The following is a 20,491-nucleotide window of genomic DNA, read 5'->3' as shown; positions in this document are numbered from 1 at the left end:
CCCTTCGACCCCGCCAGGGGCTCTGCCCCCTGGACCCCCGTACTTCAAACGCCGCAGGGGCTGGTTTCCAGCGCCGGTCGGCATCCTCCAGCCTGTCCGGCGTTTGAGGACGAGGCCGTTCAGGCCGATAGGGTCTGGGGACGCAGTCCCCAGCCGGGGGTCCGGGGCGGCGCCCCGGGATGGGACGGGTAGGGCGACGGGGGCGAGAAACTACCGCACCCGCTCCACCCGGCGCTCGTCCCAGACCGCCTCGGGGGTCTCGCGGACGCGGCCGTCGCTGCCGAAGACCAGGTAGCGGTCGAAGGAGCGGGCGAACCAGCGGTCGTGGGTGACCGCGAGGACCGTGCCGTCGAAGGACTCCAGGCCCTCCTGGAGGGCCTCGGCGGACTCCAGGTCGAGGTTGTCGGTGGGCTCGTCGAGCAGCAGGGCCGTGACGCCCTGGAGCTCCAGCAGCAGGATCTGGAAGCGGGCCTGCTGGCCGCCGGAGAGGCGGTCGAAGGTCTGCTCGGACTGGCCGGACAGCTCGTAGCGGCGCAGCCGGGACATGGCGGCGCCGCGGTCCTGGGAGTGCTCCGTCCACAGGATGTCGCGCAGGGTGCGGCCCACCAGTTCGGGGTGGGAGTGGGTCTGCGCGAAGTGCCCGGGCACGACGCGCGCTCCCAGTTTCCACCGGCCCGTGTGCGCGACGTCGTCGCCGGCGAGCAGGCGCAGGAAGTGCGACTTGCCGGAGCCGTTGGAGCCGAGGACGGCGACGCGTTCGCCGTAGAAGACCTCCAGGTCGAAGGGCTTCATCAGGCCGGTGAGTTCAAGGTCCTCGCAGGTGACGGCCCGTACGCCGGTGCGGCCGCCCTTCAGGCGCATCCTGATGTCCTGCTCGCGCGGCGGCTCCGGGGGCGGGCCGGCCTCCTCGAACTTGCGCAGGCGGGTCTGGGCGGCGCGGTAGCGGGAGGCCATGTCCGCGCTGTTCTCGGCGGCTTGACGGAGTGTCAGCACCAGCTTCTTCAGCTGGGCGTGCTTCTCGTCCCAGCGCCGGCGCAGCTCCTCGAAGCGGGCGAAGCGCTCCCGGCGGGCGTCGTGGTAGGTGGCGAAGCCGCCGCCGTGCACCCAGGCGTCCGCGCCGGCGGGGCTCGGTTCGAGGGAGACGATGCGCTGTGCCGCGCGGGCGAGGAGCTCGCGGTCGTGGGAGACGAACAGGACCGTCTTGCGGGTCTCGGCGAGCCGCTCCTCCAGCCACCGCTTGCCGGGGACGTCGAGGTAGTTGTCGGGCTCGTCGAGCAGCAGCACCTCGTCGGTGCCGCGCAGCAGCGCCTCCAGCACGAGCCGCTTCTGCTCGCCGCCGGACAGGGTACGCACCTGCCGCCACTGTGCCCTGTCGTACGGCACGCCGAGGGCGGCGGTGGTGCACATGTCCCACAGCGTCTCGGCCTCGTAGCCGCGAGCCTCGGCCCAGTCGGCGAGGGCCTGGGCGTACTTCAGCTGCGCGGCCTCGTCGTCGACGGTCATGATGGCGTGCTCGGCGGCGTCGACGGCGCGGGCGGCCTCGCGGATGCGGGGCGGCGCGACGGACACGAGCAGGTCCCGTACGGTCGTCTCGTCCCGTACGGAGCCCACGAACTGGCGCATCACGCCCAGCCCGCCGCTGACGGTGACCGACCCGGCGTGCGGTTTCAGCTCGCCCGACAGCAGCCGCAGCAGGGTCGTCTTCCCGGCCCCGTTGGGCCCGACGAGGGCCACGACGGCCCCCTCCCCCACGCGGAACGACACGTCGCCGAGCAACGCCCTCCCGTCGGGCAGGCAGTACTCCAGGTGCGCGGCTTCGAGGTGACCCATGACCAGCGATTGTGGGTGTCCGGCCGGAGGCAGGGCAATCGCTTTTCGGGCGCGACGAACGGCGGGTGGCGGCCCCGGGGCCCGGCGGGCGGCACGTGATGGCCCGCAGTACCCGTCGTCCGCGGGGTACTCGACCACCATGACACGCCCAGATGTGGATCTCACCGTTCCGAAGCCCGGCCACCATCTCCTCAGGGACCGGTTTGTGCAATGGGACCTCAGGCTGTTCGAGACGGTCGCAGCCCGGCACTGGCCGGGGGCCGACCCGCTGCTGCCCCGGCTGAGCCGCAGCGCGAACCACGGTCTGCTGTGGTTCGCCGCCGGCGCCGCGCTGGCGGCGAGCCGCACCCCGCGGGCCCGCCGCGCCGCCGCCCGCGGCCTGGCCTCGCTGTCGCTGGCCTCCCTGACCATCAACACCCTCGGCAAGCGCACGGTCCGCCGGCCCCGCCCGCTGCTGGATCCGGTCCCGGTGATCCGGCAGCTGAAGCGGCAGCCGATCACCACGTCGTTCCCGTCGGGCCACTCCGCGTCGGCCGCAGCCTTCGCCGCCGGCGTCGCCCTGGAGTCCCCGGCCTGGGGCGCGGCCGTCGCCCCGGTGGCCGCCTCGGTCGCGCTGTCCCGCGTCTACACCGGCGTCCACTTCCCGAGCGACGTCGCGGCCGGGGCCGCCCTGGGCGTGGGCGCGGCGTTCGCCGTACGGGGCATGGTGCCCACGCGGGCCCAGCTGACCCCGCCGGCCCGGCCCCGGGCGGACGTCCCGGCGCTGCCGGACGGGGCGGGGCTGGTCCTCGTGGCCAACGAGGCGGCGAGCGGCGCCGAGCGCGCTGCGGCCCTGCGGGAGGTACTGCCGGGCTGCGAGGTCATCGTGTGCGAAGCCGACGAGGTCGGGGCCGCGTTGGAGATGGCGGCGGGACGCGCCCGCGTCCTCGGCGTGTGCGGCGGCGACGGCACGGTGAACACCGCCGCCAAGGTCGCCCTGCGGCACGGCCTGCCCCTGGCGGTACTGCCGGGCGGCACGCTCAACCACTTCGCCTACGACCTCGGCGTGGAGGACGCCCGGGACCTGACCCGGGCCCTGAAATCCGGCGAGGGCGTCCGCGTCGACGTGGGCCGGTTCACCTGCGGTGGACGGCAGGGCGTGTTCCTCAACACGTGCAGCCTGGGCGTGTACCCGGAGCTGGTGCGCGAGCGGGACCACTGGTCGCGCCGGATCGGCGGCTGGCCGGCCGGGGTGCTCGCGGCGCTGCGCGTGCTGCGCGCCGACCGGCACCCCCTGGAGGCGGTGTTCCAGGGCCGGCCCCGGCCGCTGTGGCTGCTGTTCGCCGGGAACGGCACCTACCACCGCATGGGGCTCGCGCCCGGCCGCCGGCTGGACCTCGCGGACGGGCAGCTCGACGTGCGGGTCGTGCACGGCGGCCGGCGGCCCGCGCTGCGGCTGCTCGCCGCCGCCGTAGCGGGTCCCCTGACGCGTTCTCCGGCGCACGCCGCGGTGCAGGTGCGCCGCCTGCACCTGGACAGCGTGGCGCCGGGCACGCTGCTCGCCTACGACGGTGAAGTCACCGAGGTGCGGGGCGCGGTGACGCTGGAGAAGCTGCCCGAGGCACTGGTGGTGTACCGGCCGCTGCCACCGGCACGGCGCATCACCTGACACTCCGTCAGTCCATATTGCAAAACCGGGGTCTCATTATTTGGCCACCGCGCGTACGGTGACGGTCATCCCTGCGAGGACGAAAAGAGGTGGACCACGGCCAATGTCGACACCACGCGAGACCGCCGTCTACACGCACGGGCACCACGAGTCGGTGCTGCGTTCGCACACCTGGCGCACCGCCGCCAACTCGGCGGCGTACCTGCTCGGCTCCCTCAAGCCGCACATGCGGATCCTGGACATCGGCTGCGGGCCGGGCACCATCACCGCCGACCTGGCCGAGCTGGTCCCCGACGGGCACGTCACGGGCGTCGACCGGGCGCCTGGCATCCTGGAGCAGGCGCGGGCCACGGCCGCCGAGCGCGGGCTGACGAACACCGGCTTCGCGGTCGCCGACGTACACGCCCTGGACTTCCCGGACGACACGTTCTGCGTGGTCCACGCCCACCAGGTGCTCCAGCACGTCGGGGACCCGGTGCGGGCGCTGCGCGAGATGGCGCGGGTCACGAGGCCGGGCGGGTACGTCGCGGTCCGGGACGCCGACTACGGGGCGATGACCTGGTATCCCGCGACGCCCGGGCTGGACGACTGGCTCGACCTGTACCGCCGGGTGGCACGCGCCAACGGCGGCGAGCCGGACGCGGGGCGCCGGCTGCGGTCCTGGGCGCTGGCGGCGGGGCTCACCGACGTCACGGCCACCTCCGGCACCTGGACGTTCTCCACACCTGAGGAGCGGGCGTGGTGGAGCGGCCTGTGGGCGGACCGCACCCTGGCGTCGGCGTACGCGCAGCGGGCCACGGAGGGCGGCCACGCGACCCCGGAGCAACTGCGGGCCGTGTCGGACGCCTGGCGGGAGTGGGGGCGGCGGGAGGACGGCTGGTTCGCGGTGCTGCACGGCGAGATCCTCTGCCGCAAGGCGGCCTGAGGCGAATTCGCCGCCGCCGGCAAGCCTGAAGCGCCGGTTTCGGGAAACCCGGAAAAGCAGGAGGCTCGAATTATGGTTCCCATCCTGCTGGTATTGCTTTTGGCGCTGGTTCTCTTCGGCGCCGGATTCGCAGTCAAGCTGCTGTGGTGGATCGCACTTGCGGTCCTCGTGCTGTGGCTGCTGGGTTTCCTGATGCGCGGTACCACCGCTGCCGGAGGCCGGTCTCACTGGTACCGGTGGTGAATGACCCCGCTCCCCCGGGTCAGTCCCGGGGAAGCAGAGGTCCGAGCGGCCCGAGGTCCAGGTTCAGGTCCTCGGGCCGCAGTCCGTAGCGCTCTCGCAGCTCGGTCATCCGGTCGTCGAGCAGCATCAGCGTGAGCCCGATCCGCTCCTCCTGCTCCTCGCTCAGCTCACCCGTGTCGAACCGGCGCAGCGCCTGGCGTTCCATGAGCTGACGCAGTAACTCCACGACGGTCAGGACGAGTTTGACCAGGTCGCGCTCGACGGTGTCGGGGTCGAGGTCGAGGCGGCGGCGATCGGCGGTCATGTCAACTGCCCCAGGGTGAGGGAACTTGTTCGTTCACGGAGCTGATCAGCGCGTTCAGGTCGATGCGCACGAGGTCGACGTCCGCGATGCGCAGCGTGATGTCCCCCGTGATGACCACGCCGCCGGCGAGCAGCCGGTCGAGCAGGTCCACGAGGGCGATCTCACGGCGTTCGATGACGGTCACGGTGCCTCCCCGGCGAACGAGTAGGCCGCCCAGGGGCCGGTGAGTTCGACCCGTGTTCCAGGGGTGTCGCCTTTCGTGCGGTCCACCAGTTCCACGAATTCCTCGGAATCCGAGCGCGGCACGAGATAGGCGGCGTTCAGCACGTTCCGGCCGGTCGCGCCGGAAAGCGCGGGATTCTGCGGCGCGTGCAGCCGGGAATCCTCGGCGTAGGCGGCGAGCGTTTCGTGCAGCCGGTCCGCGAAGGCCTCGGCGCGCTGTTCCCGCCGTTCCCGGGTGCGGGTCTGCCCGCTGCGCTGCCGCAGATAGTCACGGCCGGACGCGGCCTTCCGCGCGGGCTCCGCATGGTCCGCGGGCTCCGGCTCGACGAAGACCTTGACGCCCCACTCCACCCGCCCCTCCAGCCGGTCGAGAGCGCGCCGGAAGTCCTCCTCGCGGGCCTCCATCATGGTCCGTACGCCGCTGTCGTCCCGGAAGACGGTGCCGAGCCGCAGCGGCAGCGGGGTGGTGACGACGGTGAGCGAGTCGATCACGCCCTGATGGGCGCGGGCGGTCGCGGTCAGCCAGTCGAGGTCCTCCAGGTGGGCGCGCAGCGGCTCCTCGGCGAAGTCCGCCTCCGGCACGTGGCTGACCACGGCGACGAGGCCGTGGTGGTTGAGCAGCTTGGGCGGCGCGCCCGCCACCCCGGTCAGCTGGGACTGGAGCGCGGCGCCGAACGGGTGGCAGACGGCGTAGACGTACCGCAGTCCGGTCATGGCGCCTCCTCCTGCGCGCGGCCCGTCTCCAGGCCGGGCTCCAGCCGTTCCAGCCGCTCGCGCAACTCGGCGTTCTCGCGTACGAGTTCGTCGCGGCGGGCGCTGTGGGTCAGGGCCGGGTCGTGCTCCCACCAGTCGATGCCCATCTCCCGGGCCTTGTCGACGGAGGCGACGATCAGCCGCAGCTTGATGGTGAGAAGTTCGATGTCGAGCAGGTTGATCCGGATGTCGCCCGCGATGACGACCCCCTTGTCCAGCACCCGCTCCAGGATGTCGGCGAGGTTGGCGCCGCCGTCGCGCCCGTAGGGCCCGGGCAACCCGCTGGGCGTGGTCATCGGCGGCCCCCGTCCCCGGCGCGCTCGCCGGTGTGCGCGTGCTCCTCCGCGTGCCCCTCGTGCCGGTTCATCGTGCCGTCCCCTCGCCTGGTCCCGCGGCCGTGCGCAGGCCGATCTCCAGCCGGTCGAGGAGTTCGTCCTCCCGGCGGTCGAACTCCTCCTCGTCGATCTCGCCGGCGTCGAGTTGCTCCTCCAGCCGCGCGAGTTCCGCCCGCACCGCCGTCGGGTCGTAGTACAGGCGTTCCGCCTCGCGGATCAGCTGCCGCATCACCCAGCCGCTGCCGCGCACCGGTGCGAACGGCAGCAGGAGCACCTCGCCGATCAGTCCCACGGCCTCATTCCGCCTTCCGGTCGCCGCCGGGCAGGGTGCCCGCGTGTTCGGCGGGGCCGGGCTCGACAAAGCTGTACGGCGGCAGCGGTCCGTTGACCCGCAGGTCGAGGTGCGGATGGGCCGCCCGGACCTCCTCGACGGCGGCCAGGAACCGCTCGGCCGCCTCGCGTGCCACCAGGAAGGACACGTTGGCCAGCCAGCCGGTGGACTCGGGTCCGGCGCTGACGGAGTCGGCGGCCGGTTCCAGGGCCTGTTGCACCTCGGCCGCGTCCTCGGCCTCCAGCTCCTTGACCGCGTGCGCCACGGTCTCGCCGAGCCTGAGCCGCTGCTCGTAGGTGCCGCCGCCCGCCTGCCGGCTGGCCTCCGTCATCGCCCGGATCTCCGGGCTCTCGGACAGCACCCGATGCAGGACGGCCTCTTCCTCGTGGACCGCCTTCACGTTGTACTCGACCTTGCCGTCGAGGGTGCGCAGCCGTTCCTGGTAGTGCTCGGCGCGTTCGGCGAGCACGGCGGCGACCGCGGCGTCGTCGGGGGCGACGCTGCCGAACCGCATGGGCAGCACGCAGCCGCCCGTGCCTGCCTCGCCCAGCACCGCCTGGTGCGCGAGCAGATCACGGCGCTTGGGGCGCAGCCCCTCGGGCGCGTCGCTGACCACGGCCGCGAGGCCGCCCTCCCGCACCACCCGTACGGGGCACGGCGGCTCCCCGACGCCGGACAGGTTCTCCGGCAGCGGCGGGTGGGAAGCGGCGGTGATGCCGTAGACGTACGTACTCATTCCTCCGCCTCCTCCTTCTCCTTGCGGCGCGCGGAGGGTGTCGTGGTCCTACGGGCCCGCGGCTTCGACTCGGACTGGTCGTCGCGGACGTTCCTCAGCGCGTCGGAGACCGTCTCGGCCGCGCCGGACAGCACCCCCTTGGACTTGCCGCGGGAACCGGACTCGGTGATCTCGCCGACCACGTCGGGCAGGCCCGGGCTCTTGCGCGCCCCGGCCTCCAGGTCGAGCCGGTTGCACGCCTCGGCAAAGCGCAGATACGTGTCCACGCTGGCCACGACGACCCGCACGTCGATCTTGAGGATCTCGATGCCGACCAGCGAGACCCGGACGAACGCATCGATCACGAGCCCCTTGTCGAGGATGAGCTCCAGGACGTCGTAGAGGCCACTGGTGCCGCCTCCCGCGGTCTGCTGGGCCGGGACAACGGTCATGCCGACCGGTCCTCCTTGTCTGACTTGTCGGGATGTCTGACTTGTCGGGACGGTCGCGGACGGTCTAGCGGCGGCCGGACCCGTAGGGGTCGGCCCGCCCGCGTGCGTAGCGGCGGAGCCGCCGGTAGCCGGTGAGCCGTCCCTCGGAGTCGAGGCCAACCCGGTAGCTGGCCAGCAGGCTCGTCGAGTCGGGGACCCGGGCGAGTTCGAGGACCTCGATCTCCAGGCTCCAGCCGTGCTCGGCCCGTTCGACCGAGGTCACGGACTCGACCGTGAGGCCGGTGAGGCCGGCGAGCTGCTCCAGTGCTCCGGGCAGCAGTCCGCCGGGTACCGGCGTGCCATCCGCGACGGCGTTGTCGTTCCGTTTCGGTGTGTCCGGTGTGTTCGGTGAACTGGTCAAGGTCCCCTCCAAAACCGAGTGGCCAACGGTCAGTTGTCCAAACCCCAGGGTTTGCGGTCGGATCCCGCGGGACGTACGTGCATCAGCCACGCAACTTGTCGAGGCGGCGCCGGGCCGGACCCAGGGAGCGGCCGGTGCGCAGGACGCCGGCCCAGGGGTTGCCACGCCCCTGGTCGGCGGCGTCGGCGACGGTCCACCGCCGGGCGTGGACCTCGGGGTCGGCCAGCTGGTCCCAGGCGAGGGGGACGGCCACGGGGGCGCCGGGGCGGGCGCGGACGGTGAAGGGCGCGACGGCGGTCTGCGCGTAGGCGTTGCGCTGCACGTCCAGGTAGAGGCGGTCGCCGCGGTCCTTCTTGCGGGCGGCGGTGGTGAGGGTGCCGGGGTGGGCGGCGGCGAGGGTGTCGGCGACGTCCCGGGCGAACGCGCGCACCTCGTCGAAGTCGTGCCGGCCGTTCACGGGCACGATCACGTGCAGTCCGCGCGAGCCGGTGGTCATCAGCGCGGAGGGCAGCCGCAGTTCGTCGAGGAGCTCCCCGAGCAGCCCGGCGGCCGCGCGCACCGGCTCGAAGTCGTCTCCGGGAGGGTCGAGGTCGAACACCAGCCGGTCGGGGTGGCCGATGCGCTCGGTGCGGGACAGGAACCGGTGCAGGGTGAGGCAGGCCTGGTCGGCGAGGTAGACGAGGGTGGCGCTGTCGTCGCAGACGGTGTGCAGGACGGTGCCGTCCTCCTTGGGCAGCTCGACGCGGGTGATCCAGTCCGGGTAGTACTCGGGGGTGTTCTTCTGCATGAACTTCTGGCCGTCGAGGCCGTCCGGATACCGCTCCAGCATCAGAGGGCGGCCGCGCAGGTGGGGCAGCATGAACGAGGCGACGGACCGGTAGTACTCGGCGAGGTCGCTCTTGGTGTACTCCTTGGCGTCCCCGGAGCCGGGGAAGAGCACCTTGTCCGGCCGCCGCACCTGCACCGTGCGGCGCCCGGCCCGCACGGTGCGCGCGTCGCCGCCGGTCATGGCACGACCGCCTCCTCCACCAGCAGCCGCCCGGCCGCCGCGATGGATTCGGCGTCGATGCCGGCGGCGTGCAGCTGCTCGGCCGGGGACGCCGAGCCGGGCATCGTACGGACGGCCAGGCGCGCCAGGCGCGGCACGGGGCGCCCGTCGGTGAACGCGTCGAGGACCGCGTCCCCGAGGCCGCCCTCCGGGTGGTGGTCCTCCACGGTGACCAGGCAGCCGGTGTCCTCGGCGGCCTTGCGCAGGGTGAGCCGGTCGACGGGCTTGACCGAGTACAGGTCGATCACCCTGGCCTGGATGCCCTCCTGGTCCAGGGCCCGGGCGGCGGACAGCGCCTCGTGTACGGTGGCGCCCGCCGCGACGAGTGTCAGCCGGTCCCGGTCCGAGGAGCGCAGCACCTTGCTGCCACCGACCGGGAACTCCTCGTCGGGTTCGTAGATCACCGGGGTCTCGCCGCGCGAGGTGCGCAGGTAGCGGATGCCGTCCAGGCCTGCCATGGCGGCGACCAGGTGCGCGGTCTGGTTGGCGTCGCACGGGTACAGCACGGTCGAGCCGTGCACCGCCCGCATCATGGCCAGGTCCTCCAGGCCCATCTGGCTGGGCCCGTCCTGCCCGATGGCGACGCCCGCGTGGGAGCCGGCGAGGTTGATGCCGGCGCCGCTGACGGACGCCATGCGGACGAAGTCGTACGCGCGCGTGAGGAAGGCCGCGAACGTGGAGGCGTACGGCACCCAGCCGCGGGCGGCGAGCCCGACCGCGGCGGCGACCAGCTGCTGCTCGGCGATATAGCACTCGAAGAACCGGTCGGGGTGTTCCTTGGCGAAGAACTCGGCGCGCGTGGAGTCGCTGACCTCTCCGTCGAGGGCGACGACGTCGCCGCGTCCGGTGCCGAGGGCGGCCAGCGCCTGCCCGTAGGCGTTGCGGGTGGCGACGCCCTTCTCGGGCTCCCCCTTGGTCCAGCGGGGCAGTTCGAGGTGGCCCGCCCGGACGGCGTGCAGCATGCGGGCGGCATGCGGCTCGCGCACCTGGACGCGGATGCCGCGGGAGCCGCCGAGTTCGGCGACGGCCTCCTCGGGGTTCTTCAGGGGCTTGCCGTGCAGGCCCTCGCGGTCCTCGGCGTCCGCGACGCCCTTGCCCTTGAGGGTGCGGGCGAGGATCGCGGTGGGCTGGCCCTTGGTGGACGCGGCCTCGCCGTAGGCGCGGTCGACGGCGTCGACGTCGTGGCCGTCGATCTCGACGGTGTGCCAGCCGTGCGCCTGGAAGCGGCGGGCGTAGGCGTCGAGGTCGTGGCCGTGCCGGGTGGGGCCGCGCTGGCCGAGCCGGTTGACGTCGACGATCGCGGTGAGGTTGTCCAGATGCTCGTACGCCGCGTGCTCGACGGCCTCCCACACCGAGCCCTCGGCCAGCTCGCTGTCGCCGGTCAGCACCCAGACGCGGTAGCCGGTGCGGTCCAGCCGCTTGCCGGCCAGCGCGATACCGACGCCGACGGGGAGTCCCTGGCCGAGCGATCCGGTGGCCGTCTCCACCCACGGCAGCCGCTGCGAGGTGGGGTGCCCTTCGAGGCGGCTGCCCTGCCCCCGGAACGTGAGCAGTTCCTCGTCGTCGATGGCGCCCGCCGCCTTGTACGCGGAGTACAGCAGGGGCGAGGCGTGCCCCTTGGACAGCACGAAGCGGTCGTTGCCGGGGTGCGCCGGGCGGTCGAAGTCGTACCGCAGATGATGCGCGAGCAGCACGGCCATCAGATCCGCGGCGGACATCGACGACGTCGGATGCCCGGACCCCGCGGCAGCCGCGGCCCGCACGCTGTCCACGCGCAGCTGCTGCGCCAGCTCGACGAGTTCACCGGTGTTCATGAGTCTCCTTCCGCGAGGTCTCCGCGGCGCTGCGTGGGGGTGTCGGGGGTAGGGGTGTCCGGAGCAGGGGTGTCGGGGTCGGGGGCGCCGGGTCCGGGTGGGGCGGGGCCGGGGATGCCGGGTTCGGAGGCCGGGAGTCCGGGGGCGGGGCCGGGTTCGGGTGCGCCGGGCTCGGGCCCAGCGGGTCCGGGGGCACCGGCGTCCGGGACGTCGGTCCGCTTGACGGGGCCGGGGGCGGTGTCCGGGCCCGGGGGTGGCTGGTCAGGGGGTGGTTCGGGGACGGGCTGGTTCTTCGCGGGTTCACCACCGGGCTGGTTCTTGGCGGGCTCGCCGCCCGGGTGGTTCCTGGCAGGCTCCCCACCCGGCTGGTTCTTCGCCGGCTCCCCACCCGGCTGGTCCCCGGCCGACTCACCAGCCGGCTGATTCCTGCCGGGCTCACCACCCGGCTGCTTCCTCGCGGGCTCCTCGCCGGGCCGGGCGTTCGTGGGCTCGGCTCGCGGTCCGCTCTGTCCGGGCTCGTCGCCCTTGTCGGCCGGGGGTGCCGCTCCCGGCTCCGAGCCGCTCACCCGCTCGCGGGCCTCCGGGCCGGCCACCAACGGGCCGCGGCCCTTGGTGGTCTCGGGCTCGGTAGGCGCCTGGCTCTCCGCGTGCTCGGGCCCGGCCGGTACCCGGGCCAGCTCCGGCGAGGACGTGTCCAGGGGCACCGACCAGGACCGTACGAGACCCAACTGGACAGCCTGGCGAGGGAGTACGGCGTCCAGGAACCAGTCGGCGGCGACGCGCACGCGGTTGCCGGGCATCGCGGCGAGGTGGTAGCCGCGGGTGACCGCGCCCGCCGCCGGGCCGGACAGCGGCACCCCGAGCGGATTGGCGGCGGCCTTGGCGCCGCCGAGGTCCACGACGAACCCCCTGTCACGGTGCCGGTAGGGACGCCGCTCCCCGATCCCGAGGGAGGCGGCGACGTTGCGGGCGCAGACGTTGCCGTGCCGCCAGGCGTGCTGCGCGGTCATCGGCGTGTACGAGCCGGGCTTGTTCAGATCGGGCACGGCGGCCGCGTCCCCGCACGCGAACACCTCGGGCCGTCCCGGCACCTGCAGGTACGGGTCGACGAGCAGCCGCCCGCGCTCCAGCGGCAGTTCCAGCGACTCCACAAGCGGATCGGGCCGTACCCCCACGCACCACACCAGCGTCCGGGTGTCGACGAACTCGCCGTCGGTCAGCAGCACTCCGCGGTGCGTGGCCTCCTTCACGGAGGTCCCCATCCGCACGTCGACACCCCGCTGCCGCAGCACCTTGTCGGCGGTGCGGGAGAGCCGCTCGTCCAGCTCGGGCAGCACGCGGTCGGCGATGTCCAGCAGCATCCAGCGCGGCCGCATGCCCGCCCGCAGCGGATGCTTGCGGACCTGCGCGTCGGTGAACATCTGCCCGTGCGCCGCCACTTCGGTGCCGGTGTAGCCGGCGCCGACCACCACGAACGTGCAGCGCGCGGCGCAGCCCTCGGGATCCTCGGAAGCGGCCGCCAGCTCCACCTGCCGGGTCACGTGGTCGCGCAGGTACAGCGCCTCGGGCAGACCGCGGAAGCCGTGCGCGTGCTCGGCGACACCCGGGATCGGCAGCAGCTTGTTGACGCTGCCGGCGGCGAGCACGAGCCGGTCGAACGCGAGTGTGCCGCCGTCGCCCTCGGGGTCGGTGTAGTGCACGGTGTGCCCGTCGAGGTCGATCCGGTCGGCCTCGCCCAGCACCAGCTTCACATGCGGCAGGGTGCCCGAGAGGGAGACCGTGACGCGGCGCGGCTCCAGGATGCCGGCGGCGACCTGGGGCAGCAGGGGCAGGTACAGGAAGTAGTCGGTCGGGTTCAGCAGGGTGATGTCTGCCTTGTGCCGGGTGAGCCGGGACAGGGCGCGGGCCGTGCGGTATCCGGCGAAACCGGCACCGACGATCACGATGCGGGGTCGACTCACTGGTGGGCCTCCGGCGTTGCTCATGGATCGTTCGCATACCTGGCGAGCCTTCCGCGTCCCCCTGGCCAGGGCACCCAAACGTGCCCCGGTTTCCGGTCCGGCCGCCGGGTACTCGTAAGCCGCGAACCGCCCGCCCCCGTCGCGCAGGTATCGGAGGTACACCCCATGCCCGAATACGGCTACTTCCTGTCGTGCGAGGAACACCGCCCCGCGGAGCTCGTCGAGCAGGCCAGGATGGCCGAGCAGGCCGGATTCCAGTCGCTGTGGATCTCCGACCACTTCCACCCGTGGAACGACGCGCAGGGCCAGAGCCCGTTCGTGTGGTCGGTGATCGGCGCGATATCGGAGGCGGTGTCGCTGCCGGTCGAGACGGCGGTCACCTGCCCGACCGTGCGGACCCACCCGGCGGTGGTGGCGCAGGCCGCGGCGACCAGTTCGGTGATGACCGACGGCCGGTTCCGGCTCGGGGTCGGCACGGGCGAGGCCCTCAACGAGCACATCCTGGGCCATGTGTGGCCGCCCGCGCATGTGCGCCTGGAGATGCTGGAGGAGGCCATCCTCATCATGCGCCGCCTCTTCTCCGGCGAGGAGATCAGCCACTACGGCGCCCACTACCAAGTCGAGAACGCCCGCCTGTACACGGTCCCCGAGGAGCCGGTGCAGATCGACATCTCCGGTTTCGGCCCGGCGGCGACCGGGCTCGCGGCGCGCGTGGGCGACGGGTACATCACGATGACGCCGGACGAGGAGTTCGTGTCCCAGTTCCGCAAGGGCGGCGGGGGCGGCAAGCCGGTGAGCGGCGGCACGAAGGTCTGCTACGGCACCGACCGCGACGAGGCCGTGCGCACCGCGCACCGGCTGTGGTCCAACCAGCTGCTGCCCGGCGAGATGGGCCAGATCCTGCCCTCGCCGCGCCACTTCGAGCAGCTGGAGCCGCTGGTCACCGAGGACATGGTGAGCGAGAAGGTGGTCTGCGGCGACGACGTCGACCAGCACGTGTCGGCGCTGTCCGCGTTCGCCGACGCCGGCTTCGACCGCGTGTACGTCAACCAGATCGGCCCCGACCAGCGCGGCTTCTTCGACTTCTACCGGACGAAGGTGCTGCCGCAGCTCCAGGGCAGCCACTGAAGGGCGGGGCCGGGCGATGAAACTCCAGCGTCCCGCCGTGTCGGCGTACACGGTGCCGACCGACGCTCCCGAGGCCGACGGCACGCTGGCCTGGGAGTCCACGACCATGGTGATCGCCGAGGTGTCGGCGGACGACGCGACCGGCACGGGCTGGACGTACGGCCCGGCCGCGGTCGGGGACTTCCTGCGCGAGCACCTCGCCCCGCTCGTCGAGGGCATGAGTGCCCTGGACATTCCGGCCGTGCATGACGCCCTGTGCCGCTCGGTGCGCAACGCGGGCCGCCCCGGCATCGCGTCCTGCGCCATATCGGCGCTGGACATCGCCCTGTGGGACCTGAAGGCCCGGCTGCTCGGGCTGCCCCTGGCGCGGCTGTTGGGCGCCCGCCGCGAGCGGGTGCCCGTGTACGGCAGCGGCGGCTTCACGACGTACCACGACACGCATCTGGCGGCGCAGCTGAACGGCTGGGTGCACGGGCAGCACATCCCCCGCGTCAAGATAAAGATCGGGGAGGGCTGGGGCCGCGAGGTCACCCGCGACCTGCACCGCGTCCACGCCGCCCGGCAGGTCATCGGCCCGGAGGCCGAGCTGTACGTCGACGCGAACGGCGCGTACACCCGCAAGCAGGCGGTCCGGGTCGGTCACACCGTCGCCGAGCACGGGGTGGGCTGGTTCGAGGAACCCGTCTCCTCGGACGACCTGACGGGTCTGCGTCTGGTCCGCGACGCCCTGGTGTGCGACGTCGCAGCGGGCGAATACGGTTACGACCTCCCCTACTTCGCCCGCATGATCACGGCCGGGGCGGTCGACTGCCTCCAGGTCGACGCGACGCGCTGCGGCGGCCTGACCGAGTTCCTGCGCGCGGCGGCCCTGGCCCAGGCGCACGGCCTGGAGGTCTCCACTCACTGCGCCCCGCACGTGCACGCCGCCGTCGCCGCCACGATCCCCAACCTGCGGCATGTGGAGTGGTTCCACGACCACGTCCGCATCGAGGACCTGTTCTTCGACGGCGCCCTGGACCCCACCGGCGGCACCATCCACCCCACCCAGGGCCTCGGCCACGGCCTGACCTTGCGCACGGAGGAGGTGGCGGAGTACCGGGTGACGTGAGCACGAACAGCCCACGTATACGACGTATACGTGGGCTGTTCGTGGGCTGTTCAGGTCGGCCGGTGCATGTCCGCCTGTCCGCCGCAACTGCGCTCAGCCGCGGCGGCGCAGGCCGGCGGTCACCACGGCCCCCAGCCCACCGGCCACCACCCCGGCCGCACCCATACGCGCACGATTCCGCGACACCCACCCCTGCCGGCTCCCGGGAACGGCTTCGTCGTCGAACCGCCCGTGCGCCCCGAAGTCCCGCCCGTGCGGACCGTCGGCCGGCGTCCACAGATTCCCCGGCCCGCGGTACGCGCCGTACTCACCCTCGTCCTGCTGCGTCTCGTACCCGGTCCGCGCCAGATACCGGTCCAGCAGCCCCGGCGCCACCGCGTTGGCGACCAGCGTGGCCACCGTCGATCCGCCCACCCAGTACTCCCGCCGCCGCCCGTGCCCCGCCGCGTGCACGATCGCGCGCGCCGCGACCTCCGGCTGGTACACGGGCGCGACCGGCCGGGCCCGCCCGGGCAGCCGGCTGAGCACCCAGTCGAACTGGGGCGTGTTCAGGGCCGGCAGCTGCACCATCGTCGTCCGCACCCCGCTGCCGTCGCGCAGCAGCTCGCACCGCAGCGACTCGTTGAACCCCTGGATCGCGTGCTTGGCCCCGCAGTACGCCGACTGCAGCGGAATCCCCCGGTAGGCCAGCGCGGAGCCCACCTGCACGACGGTGCCCCGGCCGCGCGGCAGCATGTGCCGCAGCGCGGCCCGCGTGCCGAACACATAGCCCAGATACGTCACTTCGGTCACCCGGCGGAACTCGTCCGGGGTGATCTCGGTGAACGGCGCGAAGACACCGGCGAAGGCGTTGTTGACCCACACGTCGATCCGGCCGAACGTGTCGACGACCCGCTGGGCCGCGTCCTCGACCGCTTTGGCGTCGGCGACGTCCACGGGGACGACGATCGCCTCGCCGCCGGCGCGCTGCACCTCGTCCGCCGCCGCGGCCAGCCCCTCGCGTCCCCGGGCCAGCAGGGCGACCCGGTCGCCTCGCGCGGCGAAGGCCCGGGCCGCGGCCCGTCCCACGCCGCCGCTGGCCCCGGTCACCACGACAGCCCGGCGCCGCTTCGGCCATGCCGCTCGCGTTGCCCGCACCACGATCACGCCCGGTGGTGCGGCTGATCGGGGCCGATGTCGTCCGGGCGCGGCGCCGGCGCTCCGGGCGCCCCGGCCGTACCGGCCACCCCCGGGGCCCCGCCGGGCGGCGCGGTCGGCGGGTACGGGATGCCGCCGGGCGCCGCGCGGGCGGCGGTGATCTCGGCCTCGCGCTCCGGCGTGGGCCGCGCCGCCGCCGAGGACACGGACGGCCGGGCGGCGCCGCGCAGCACATAGGCCACGACACCGAGGATCGCGCCGGTGATCAGCGCGGCGGCCCAGTCCGGCACGACGACGGCGAAGGCCAGGCCGAGGGCGAGCGCGAGGGCCGCGCCCGCGTACAGGGCGACGGTGCCGGACGCGGCGTACAGCACGGCCGTACGGCGCTGCCGGCGCGTCTGCCGGCGCAGTTCGTCCCGTACGGTCTCGCGAGCCACCTGCGCCAGTTCGTCGACCAGATGCCTGTCCAGATGCTCCAGGTGATCCAAGCGCTCCATGGCCGCCGGGTACCCGCGCGCCCACGCGCGTAACGCCGTGGCCGGGTCGCGGGGATCGTGTGAAACGATCTCGGTCCGCGGCTCGTCGGACTAGGCTTTTCGCCATGGAAATTCTGGGAGCCACGCTGCGCATCTGCGTCGACGACCTGGAGACCGCGGTCTCCTTCTACGAGCGCCTCGCGGGCACCACCGCCCTGCGCTTCGAGCGCGGCGGGGTCCAGGTGGCAGCGGTGGGCTGCTTCCTGCTGATGAGCGGTCCGGAGGCGGCGCTTGACGTGTTGCGCAAGGTCGCGGCGACCATCGCGGTCAAGGACGTGGAGGAGGCCCGTGACGTGCTCAGCGAACTCGGCGCCCAGATCATCGCGGGCCCGGTGGACACACCCGTGGGCCGCAACCTGATCGCCCTGCACCCCGACGGCGCGGTGTACGAGTACGTCGACCGCCGCGTCTAGTGCCCCGGCAGGCAACGTTTGCCCGTGAAGGAGCGGCGTCCGGTGCGTGCTCTCGGCGTGCCGGCCGGAAGTCCTCGTACTGGATGTACTTGGGCTTTCGGCCGGTGCGGCGAGAGGGCGTGCCGCGCCGGTGCTCCGCGTAGATGGTGACGTCGAGGTCGGCGCAGTGCGGTGAGGCGAGCAAGGGGCGTACGAGGGCGACCAGTTCGCCGGGGCAGAAGCCCTGGGCGTGGGGGACTCGCACCACGATCCGCTGCTCGCGCAGAGCGCCGGCGAGCTTGTAGCAGCAGGGCACGGTGCCGGGGACGGGCGGGCGCAGCCCCAGGTTTGAGGGGGCGTCCAGGACGGCGAGGGTGCGCACCGCGGTCACCTCCGGACCATCTCGACCGTGAGGGCCCACCGCTCGTGGTCCCGCCACGCCCCGTCGATGTAGATCATGTTCGGCGAGAAGCCCTCCCGACGGAAGCCGCAGCTGCGGGCGAGGGCGATCGAGGCGGCGTTGCCGGGCTGCACGTTGATCTCCAGCCGGTGCAGCCGCATCGGGCCGAACGCGTGCCCGACGACGAGGCCGAGCGCCTCCTTCATCAGCCCGCGCCCGGCCGCGTGCGCGAAGGCGCCGTAGCCCAGCACGCCGCACTGGAAGCCGCCCTCGACGATGTTGTTGATGTTGACGAACCCGGCGAGGGCGCCGTCGCCGCGCGCGCCGTCCTTCTCGCAGGCCAGGAATCCGGCCCTGGCCGGGTCCTCGATCAGCCGGCCCGCGTAGGCGGTGTAGGCGGCGTTGCTGTCCGGCGGGAACAGCCACGGATGGTGCAGGTCCTTGCTCTCGCGGGCACAGGCGGTGAACTCGGGCCCGTCCTCCAGGGTGAAGGGACGTATCCCCACCCGAGGGCCCTCGGCGAGGTAGCGGGATGCGGTGTGCGGCACCCCGCCACCCTACGACGCGCTCGCTGCCGGGGACGTGCCGAACTTCTCTAAGCGCGCACAGCGGCCCTGCGGGTGGAACGAACTGATTGCAAAGGGCAGGTGTGACGGTTCAGCGCAGGGCGGGGCGGGCCCGGCTCAGCGCAGGGCAGGCTCGTCGAGGGTCAGCGTGCCCGCGCCGGCGTCCAGTTCGGCGGCCGTCCCGAAGGGCAGCGTCAGCGCGCCGTCGCAGTGCCCGAATCCGAAGTCCCCGGCCACCGGAACCCCGAGGCCGCCGAGCCGGTCGGCGAGCAGCGCGCGCACCGCTCCCACCTGGTCCTCCGGCTCGCAGTCCCGCCAGGAGCCGAGGAGTACCCCGCGAACTCCGTCGAGCCAGCCCGCGCGCAGGAGTTGGGTGAGGTAGCGGTCCAGCCGGTACGGCTCCTCGCGCACGTCCTCCAGGCACAGCAGCCCGCCCCGCGCCGAGGGCCGGGCGTGCGGCGTGCCCAGTTCGGCGGCGAGCAGGGAGAGACAGCCGCCGAGGGTGACCCCGCGCGCCCGGCCGGGGACCAGGGCGGCGCCTTCGGAGGCGATCGTGCGAACCGTCTCCGGTGCGAACAGGGTGGCGCGCAGGTGGTCCTGTGCCCGTGTGTTCTGGACGAAGTCGATGCCGGACGCCATCGGCCCGTGCAGTGTGACGAGGCCCAGCCGGGTGGCGAACGCCTCGTGCAGCGCGGTGATGTCGCTGAAGCCGACGAACACCTTCGGCCCGGCCGCGCGCATCGCGTCCCAGTCGAGCAGGTCGGCCATCCGCTGCGCCCCGTAGCCGCCGCGGGCGCACAGCACCGCGTCCACCGACGGGTCGCACCAGGCTGCCTGGAGGTCGGCGGCACGGTCCGCGTCGGTGCCCGCGAGGTAGTCGAAGGCGGCGTGCCGGTCCAGCACGTGGGGGGCCACGACCGGGTCGAGGTCCCAGCCGCGCAGCACGTCGAGCCCGGCCTGGAGCCGCTCCCCGGGCACCGGCCCGCTGGGCGCGACGACGGCCACGCGGGCGCCGGGGGCGAGTCGGGACGGTGATAGCAGCGGCTTCACTTGGCGAGCTCCAGCAGAGGGACACCTGGCGGACGAATCCCGAACGTCTGGGCATACAGGGATAGTTCCGACTCCAGTACGCGGATCATCGTCTCGGCCCGCCGGAACCCGTGGCCCTCCCCCTCGAACGTGACGTAGGCGTGCGGCACGCCCCGGCCGGCCATGCGGGCGAGAAACCGCTCGCACTGCGCGGGCGGGCAGATCACGTCGTCCAGGCCCTGGAGCAGCAGGAAGGGTGTGGTGACGCGGTCGGCGTGCTCGGTGGGCGAGCGTTCCCTGTACCGGTCGGGCACCTCGGTGTAGGGGCCGACGAGGCTCTCCAGGTAGCGGGACTCGAAGTCGTGGGTGCCGTTCTCGTTCCAGCCGGCCAGGTCGAGGATGGGGTAGATGATCGTGCCGCAGGCGTAGACGTCGGTCGTGGCGAGCGAGGCGGCGGCGGTCCAGCCGCCCGCGCTGCCGCCCCGGATCGCGAGCCGGCCGCGGTCGGCGGTGCCCTCCTCGGCGAGGGCCAGGGCGACGGCGGCACAGTCCTCGACATCGACGACGCCCCACTGTGCGCGCAGCCGGTTGCGGTACTCCCGGCCGTAGCCGGTCGAGCCGCCGTAGTTGACCTCGGCGACGCCGATGCCGCGCGAGGTGAAGTAGGCGATCGCCAGGTCGAGCACGAGCGGCGCCCGGCTGGTGGGCCCGCCGTGCGCCCACACGACGTACGGGGGCAGTTCACCGGCGGGCGCGGCGCAGTCCGGGTGGTGCGGCGGGTACACGTGCGCGTGGATCTCGCGTCCGGCGGGGCCGGTGAACGTGCGGACCCGCGGCTCGGGGTGGTAGGCGGGGTCCACGGCGTCGTCGTGCGCGGCGCCGATCACCCGGCACCGGCCCGCCGCTGGTCGGCGAAGTTCACGAACACCACGAGCGGCCCGGTCTCGGTCAGGACACCGGCCCAGGGGTGGCCGCCGTACTCGATGACCCGGCTGCGCACGTTCCACGGCGCGGGCAGCACCGGCTCCTCCGTGCCGTCGGCGCGCCGCCGCACCAGGGTGCGCCGTCCGCCCTCGGTGGGCCGCGGCTCGGTCCACCACGCCTCGTCGCCGACGAAGCCCACGTACTCGGGGTGCCCGTCGTGCGCGGTGGCCAGCGCCGCGTCGACGGGCGAGGGCCACGCTCCGTACGGCAGCGTCCACATGTCGCTCCCC

The 20,491-nt window shown here is 73.3% G+C and carries 22 protein-coding genes and 2 pseudogenes; 6 read left to right on the top strand and 18 right to left on the bottom strand.

Translation table 11 applies throughout. The features are described 5' to 3' along the window. Positions 1–210: 210 nt before the first annotated feature. On the bottom strand, positions 211–1,830 hold the full coding sequence (locus H8R17_RS29035; protein ID WP_187826190.1) for an ABC-F family ATP-binding cassette domain-containing protein: 1,620 nt from the start codon (positions 1,828–1,830) through the stop codon (positions 211–213). A gap of 139 nt (positions 1,831–1,969) precedes the next feature. Here H8R17_RS29035 and H8R17_RS29030 point away from each other — a divergent pair, with 139 nt between their 5' ends. The 3 genes from H8R17_RS29030 (at position 1,970) to H8R17_RS29020 (ending at position 4,646) form a co-directional block, all read left to right on the top strand. Continuing rightward, entirely contained in the window at positions 1,970–3,478 is a 1,509-nt protein-coding gene (locus tag H8R17_RS29030) for a bifunctional phosphatase PAP2/diacylglycerol kinase family protein (RefSeq protein WP_187826189.1), read from the top strand. 103 nt (positions 3,479–3,581) lie between these two features. Continuing rightward, positions 3,582–4,403: a methyltransferase domain-containing protein gene (locus tag H8R17_RS29025; RefSeq protein WP_187826188.1), complete on the top strand. Its 822-nt coding sequence runs from the start codon at positions 3,582–3,584 to the stop codon at positions 4,401–4,403. Between the two features lie 72 nt (positions 4,404–4,475). Then, a complete protein-coding gene (locus H8R17_RS29020) occupies positions 4,476–4,646 on the top strand; it encodes a hydrophobic protein (RefSeq protein WP_187826187.1) in 171 nt (56 codons plus the stop codon). Between the two features lie 19 nt (positions 4,647–4,665). On the opposite strand, the gene H8R17_RS29015 is transcribed toward H8R17_RS29020, so the two are convergent. The 11 genes from H8R17_RS29015 to H8R17_RS28965 all read right to left on the bottom strand — a co-directional run bounded on the left by H8R17_RS29015 (position 4,666) and on the right by H8R17_RS28965 (position 12,981). After that, on the bottom strand, positions 4,666–4,950 hold the full coding sequence (locus tag H8R17_RS29015; protein WP_187826186.1) for a gas vesicle protein K: 285 nt from the start codon (positions 4,948–4,950) through the stop codon (positions 4,666–4,668). Position 4,951: 1 nt separating this feature from the next. Next, the gene (locus tag H8R17_RS29010) at positions 4,952–5,134 is read right to left on the bottom strand and encodes a gas vesicle protein (RefSeq protein WP_187826185.1); all 183 of its coding nucleotides are present in this window, start codon (positions 5,132–5,134) and stop codon (positions 4,952–4,954) included. Further along, positions 5,131–5,886 carry a GvpL/GvpF family gas vesicle protein gene (locus H8R17_RS29005; RefSeq protein ID WP_187826184.1) on the bottom strand — a complete coding sequence of 252 codons (756 nt, stop codon included), beginning with the start codon at positions 5,884–5,886 and terminating at the stop codon, positions 5,131–5,133. The genes H8R17_RS29010 and H8R17_RS29005 overlap by 4 nt, the downstream gene beginning before the upstream one ends. Further along, positions 5,883–6,221 (bottom strand): gas vesicle protein, encoded by a 339-nt coding sequence (locus H8R17_RS29000; protein WP_187826183.1) that lies wholly within the window; start codon positions 6,219–6,221, stop codon positions 5,883–5,885. Before H8R17_RS29000 ends, H8R17_RS29005 begins: the two co-directional genes overlap by 4 nt. Positions 6,222–6,288: 67 nt before the next feature. Next, the gene (locus H8R17_RS28995; protein ID WP_187826182.1) at positions 6,289–6,552 is read right to left on the bottom strand and encodes a gas vesicle protein GvpG; all 264 of its coding nucleotides are present in this window, start codon (positions 6,550–6,552) and stop codon (positions 6,289–6,291) included. Positions 6,553–6,556: 4 nt separating this feature from the next. After that, on the bottom strand, positions 6,557–7,327 hold the full coding sequence (locus H8R17_RS28990; RefSeq protein WP_187826181.1) for a GvpL/GvpF family gas vesicle protein: 771 nt from the start codon (positions 7,325–7,327) through the stop codon (positions 6,557–6,559). Beyond that, positions 7,324–7,758, bottom strand: coding sequence for a gas vesicle structural protein GvpA (locus H8R17_RS28985; protein ID WP_187826180.1), 435 nt, complete (start codon positions 7,756–7,758; stop codon positions 7,324–7,326). The genes H8R17_RS28990 and H8R17_RS28985 overlap by 4 nt, the downstream gene beginning before the upstream one ends. 64 nt (positions 7,759–7,822) lie before the next feature. Further along, complete coding sequence (gene gvpO, locus H8R17_RS28980) at positions 7,823–8,158, bottom strand: gas vesicle protein GvpO (RefSeq protein WP_187826179.1); 336 nt, start codon at positions 8,156–8,158, stop codon at positions 7,823–7,825. Between the two features lie 82 nt (positions 8,159–8,240). After that, positions 8,241–9,167 carry a non-homologous end-joining DNA ligase gene (gene ligD / locus H8R17_RS28975; RefSeq protein ID WP_187826178.1) on the bottom strand — a complete coding sequence of 309 codons (927 nt, stop codon included), beginning with the start codon at positions 9,165–9,167 and terminating at the stop codon, positions 8,241–8,243. Further along, positions 9,164–11,020 (bottom strand): transketolase, encoded by a 1,857-nt coding sequence (locus H8R17_RS28970; RefSeq protein WP_187826177.1) that lies wholly within the window; start codon positions 11,018–11,020, stop codon positions 9,164–9,166. Before H8R17_RS28970 ends, ligD begins: the two co-directional genes overlap by 4 nt. Further along, positions 11,017–12,981 (bottom strand): FAD-dependent oxidoreductase, encoded by a 1,965-nt coding sequence (locus tag H8R17_RS28965; protein WP_187826176.1) that lies wholly within the window; start codon positions 12,979–12,981, stop codon positions 11,017–11,019. The genes H8R17_RS28970 and H8R17_RS28965 overlap by 4 nt, the downstream gene beginning before the upstream one ends. Positions 12,982–13,146: 165 nt before the next feature. Between H8R17_RS28965 and H8R17_RS28960 the strand changes: the two genes are divergently transcribed. Together H8R17_RS28960 and H8R17_RS28955 are read left to right on the top strand one after the other, a co-directional pair. Continuing rightward, positions 13,147–14,109, top strand: coding sequence for an LLM class F420-dependent oxidoreductase (locus tag H8R17_RS28960; RefSeq protein WP_187826175.1), 963 nt, complete (start codon positions 13,147–13,149; stop codon positions 14,107–14,109). A 16-nt stretch (positions 14,110–14,125) separates the two neighbouring features. Next, positions 14,126–15,217, top strand: coding sequence for an enolase C-terminal domain-like protein (locus tag H8R17_RS28955; RefSeq protein WP_187826174.1), 1,092 nt, complete (start codon positions 14,126–14,128; stop codon positions 15,215–15,217). Positions 15,218–15,310: 93 nt separating this feature from the next. Here H8R17_RS28955 and H8R17_RS28950 read toward each other — a convergent pair whose 3' ends face one another. Continuing rightward, a complete protein-coding gene (locus tag H8R17_RS28950) occupies positions 15,311–16,354 on the bottom strand; it encodes an SDR family oxidoreductase (protein ID WP_187826173.1) in 1,044 nt (347 codons plus the stop codon). Positions 16,355–16,359: 5 nt separating this feature from the next. Beyond that, entirely contained in the window at positions 16,360–16,851 is a 492-nt protein-coding gene (locus H8R17_RS28945) for a phage holin family protein (protein WP_187826172.1), read from the bottom strand. A 104-nt stretch (positions 16,852–16,955) separates the two neighbouring features. Here H8R17_RS28945 and H8R17_RS28940 point away from each other — a divergent pair, with 104 nt between their 5' ends. Continuing rightward, positions 16,956–17,303 (top strand): VOC family protein, encoded by a 348-nt coding sequence (locus tag H8R17_RS28940; RefSeq protein WP_187826171.1) that lies wholly within the window; start codon positions 16,956–16,958, stop codon positions 17,301–17,303. A 220-nt stretch (positions 17,304–17,523) separates the two neighbouring features. Here H8R17_RS28940 and H8R17_RS47505 read toward each other — a convergent pair. The 4 genes and pseudogenes from H8R17_RS47505 to H8R17_RS28925 form a co-directional block, all read right to left on the bottom strand. Beyond that, a pseudogene (locus tag H8R17_RS47505) lies at positions 17,524–17,664 on the bottom strand (arginase family protein); the annotation flags it as partial. A 5-nt stretch (positions 17,665–17,669) separates the two neighbouring features. Beyond that, on the bottom strand, positions 17,670–18,230 hold the full coding sequence (locus tag H8R17_RS28935) for a GNAT family N-acetyltransferase (RefSeq protein ID WP_187826170.1): 561 nt from the start codon (positions 18,228–18,230) through the stop codon (positions 17,670–17,672). Positions 18,231–18,365: 135 nt separating this feature from the next. Beyond that, complete coding sequence (locus H8R17_RS28930; RefSeq protein WP_187826169.1) at positions 18,366–19,298, bottom strand: LD-carboxypeptidase; 933 nt, start codon at positions 19,296–19,298, stop codon at positions 18,366–18,368. Then, positions 19,295–20,481: pseudogene (locus tag H8R17_RS28925) on the bottom strand (S9 family peptidase). Before H8R17_RS28925 ends, H8R17_RS28930 begins: the two are co-directional and overlap by 4 nt. Between the last annotated feature and the right edge of the window lie 10 nt (positions 20,482–20,491).

The sequence above is a fragment of the Streptomyces sp. TRM68367 genome (genome assembly GCF_014495685.1).
Classification (GTDB): Bacteria; Actinomycetota; Actinomycetes; order Streptomycetales; family Streptomycetaceae; genus Streptomyces.
Note: the sequence above shows the minus strand (reverse complement) of the source record. Positions and strands in the feature narration are given on the sequence as shown.

What these genes read in the sequence shown, in the direction of transcription:
- H8R17_RS29035 (WP_187826190.1), bottom strand. Translation starts at nt 1,830, where the DNA reads ATGGGTCACCTCGAAGCCGCGCACCTGGAGTACTGCCTGCCCGACGGG.
- H8R17_RS28970 (WP_187826177.1), bottom strand. Translation starts at nt 11,020, where the DNA reads ATGAACACCGGTGAACTCGTCGAGCTGGCGCAGCAGCTGCGCGTGGAC.
- H8R17_RS28985 (WP_187826180.1), bottom strand. Translation starts at nt 7,758, where the DNA reads ATGACCGTTGTCCCGGCCCAGCAGACCGCGGGAGGCGGCACCAGTGGC.
- H8R17_RS29030 (WP_187826189.1), top strand. Translation starts at nt 1,970, where the DNA reads ATGACACGCCCAGATGTGGATCTCACCGTTCCGAAGCCCGGCCACCAT.
- H8R17_RS28990 (WP_187826181.1), bottom strand. Translation starts at nt 7,327, where the DNA reads ATGAGTACGTACGTCTACGGCATCACCGCCGCTTCCCACCCGCCGCTG.
- H8R17_RS28960 (WP_187826175.1), top strand. Translation starts at nt 13,147, where the DNA reads ATGCCCGAATACGGCTACTTCCTGTCGTGCGAGGAACACCGCCCCGCG.
- H8R17_RS29000 (WP_187826183.1), bottom strand. Translation starts at nt 6,221, where the DNA reads ATGACCACGCCCAGCGGGTTGCCCGGGCCCTACGGGCGCGACGGCGGC.
- H8R17_RS28945 (WP_187826172.1), bottom strand. Translation starts at nt 16,851, where the DNA reads ATGGAGCGCTTGGATCACCTGGAGCATCTGGACAGGCATCTGGTCGAC.
- ligD (WP_187826178.1), bottom strand. Translation starts at nt 9,167, where the DNA reads ATGACCGGCGGCGACGCGCGCACCGTGCGGGCCGGGCGCCGCACGGTG.
- H8R17_RS29015 (WP_187826186.1), bottom strand. Translation starts at nt 4,950, where the DNA reads ATGACCGCCGATCGCCGCCGCCTCGACCTCGACCCCGACACCGTCGAG.
- H8R17_RS29025 (WP_187826188.1), top strand. Translation starts at nt 3,582, where the DNA reads ATGTCGACACCACGCGAGACCGCCGTCTACACGCACGGGCACCACGAG.
- H8R17_RS28940 (WP_187826171.1), top strand. Translation starts at nt 16,956, where the DNA reads ATGGAAATTCTGGGAGCCACGCTGCGCATCTGCGTCGACGACCTGGAG.
- H8R17_RS28955 (WP_187826174.1), top strand. Translation starts at nt 14,126, where the DNA reads ATGAAACTCCAGCGTCCCGCCGTGTCGGCGTACACGGTGCCGACCGAC.
- H8R17_RS29020 (WP_187826187.1), top strand. Translation starts at nt 4,476, where the DNA reads ATGGTTCCCATCCTGCTGGTATTGCTTTTGGCGCTGGTTCTCTTCGGC.
- H8R17_RS29005 (WP_187826184.1), bottom strand. Translation starts at nt 5,886, where the DNA reads ATGACCGGACTGCGGTACGTCTACGCCGTCTGCCACCCGTTCGGCGCC.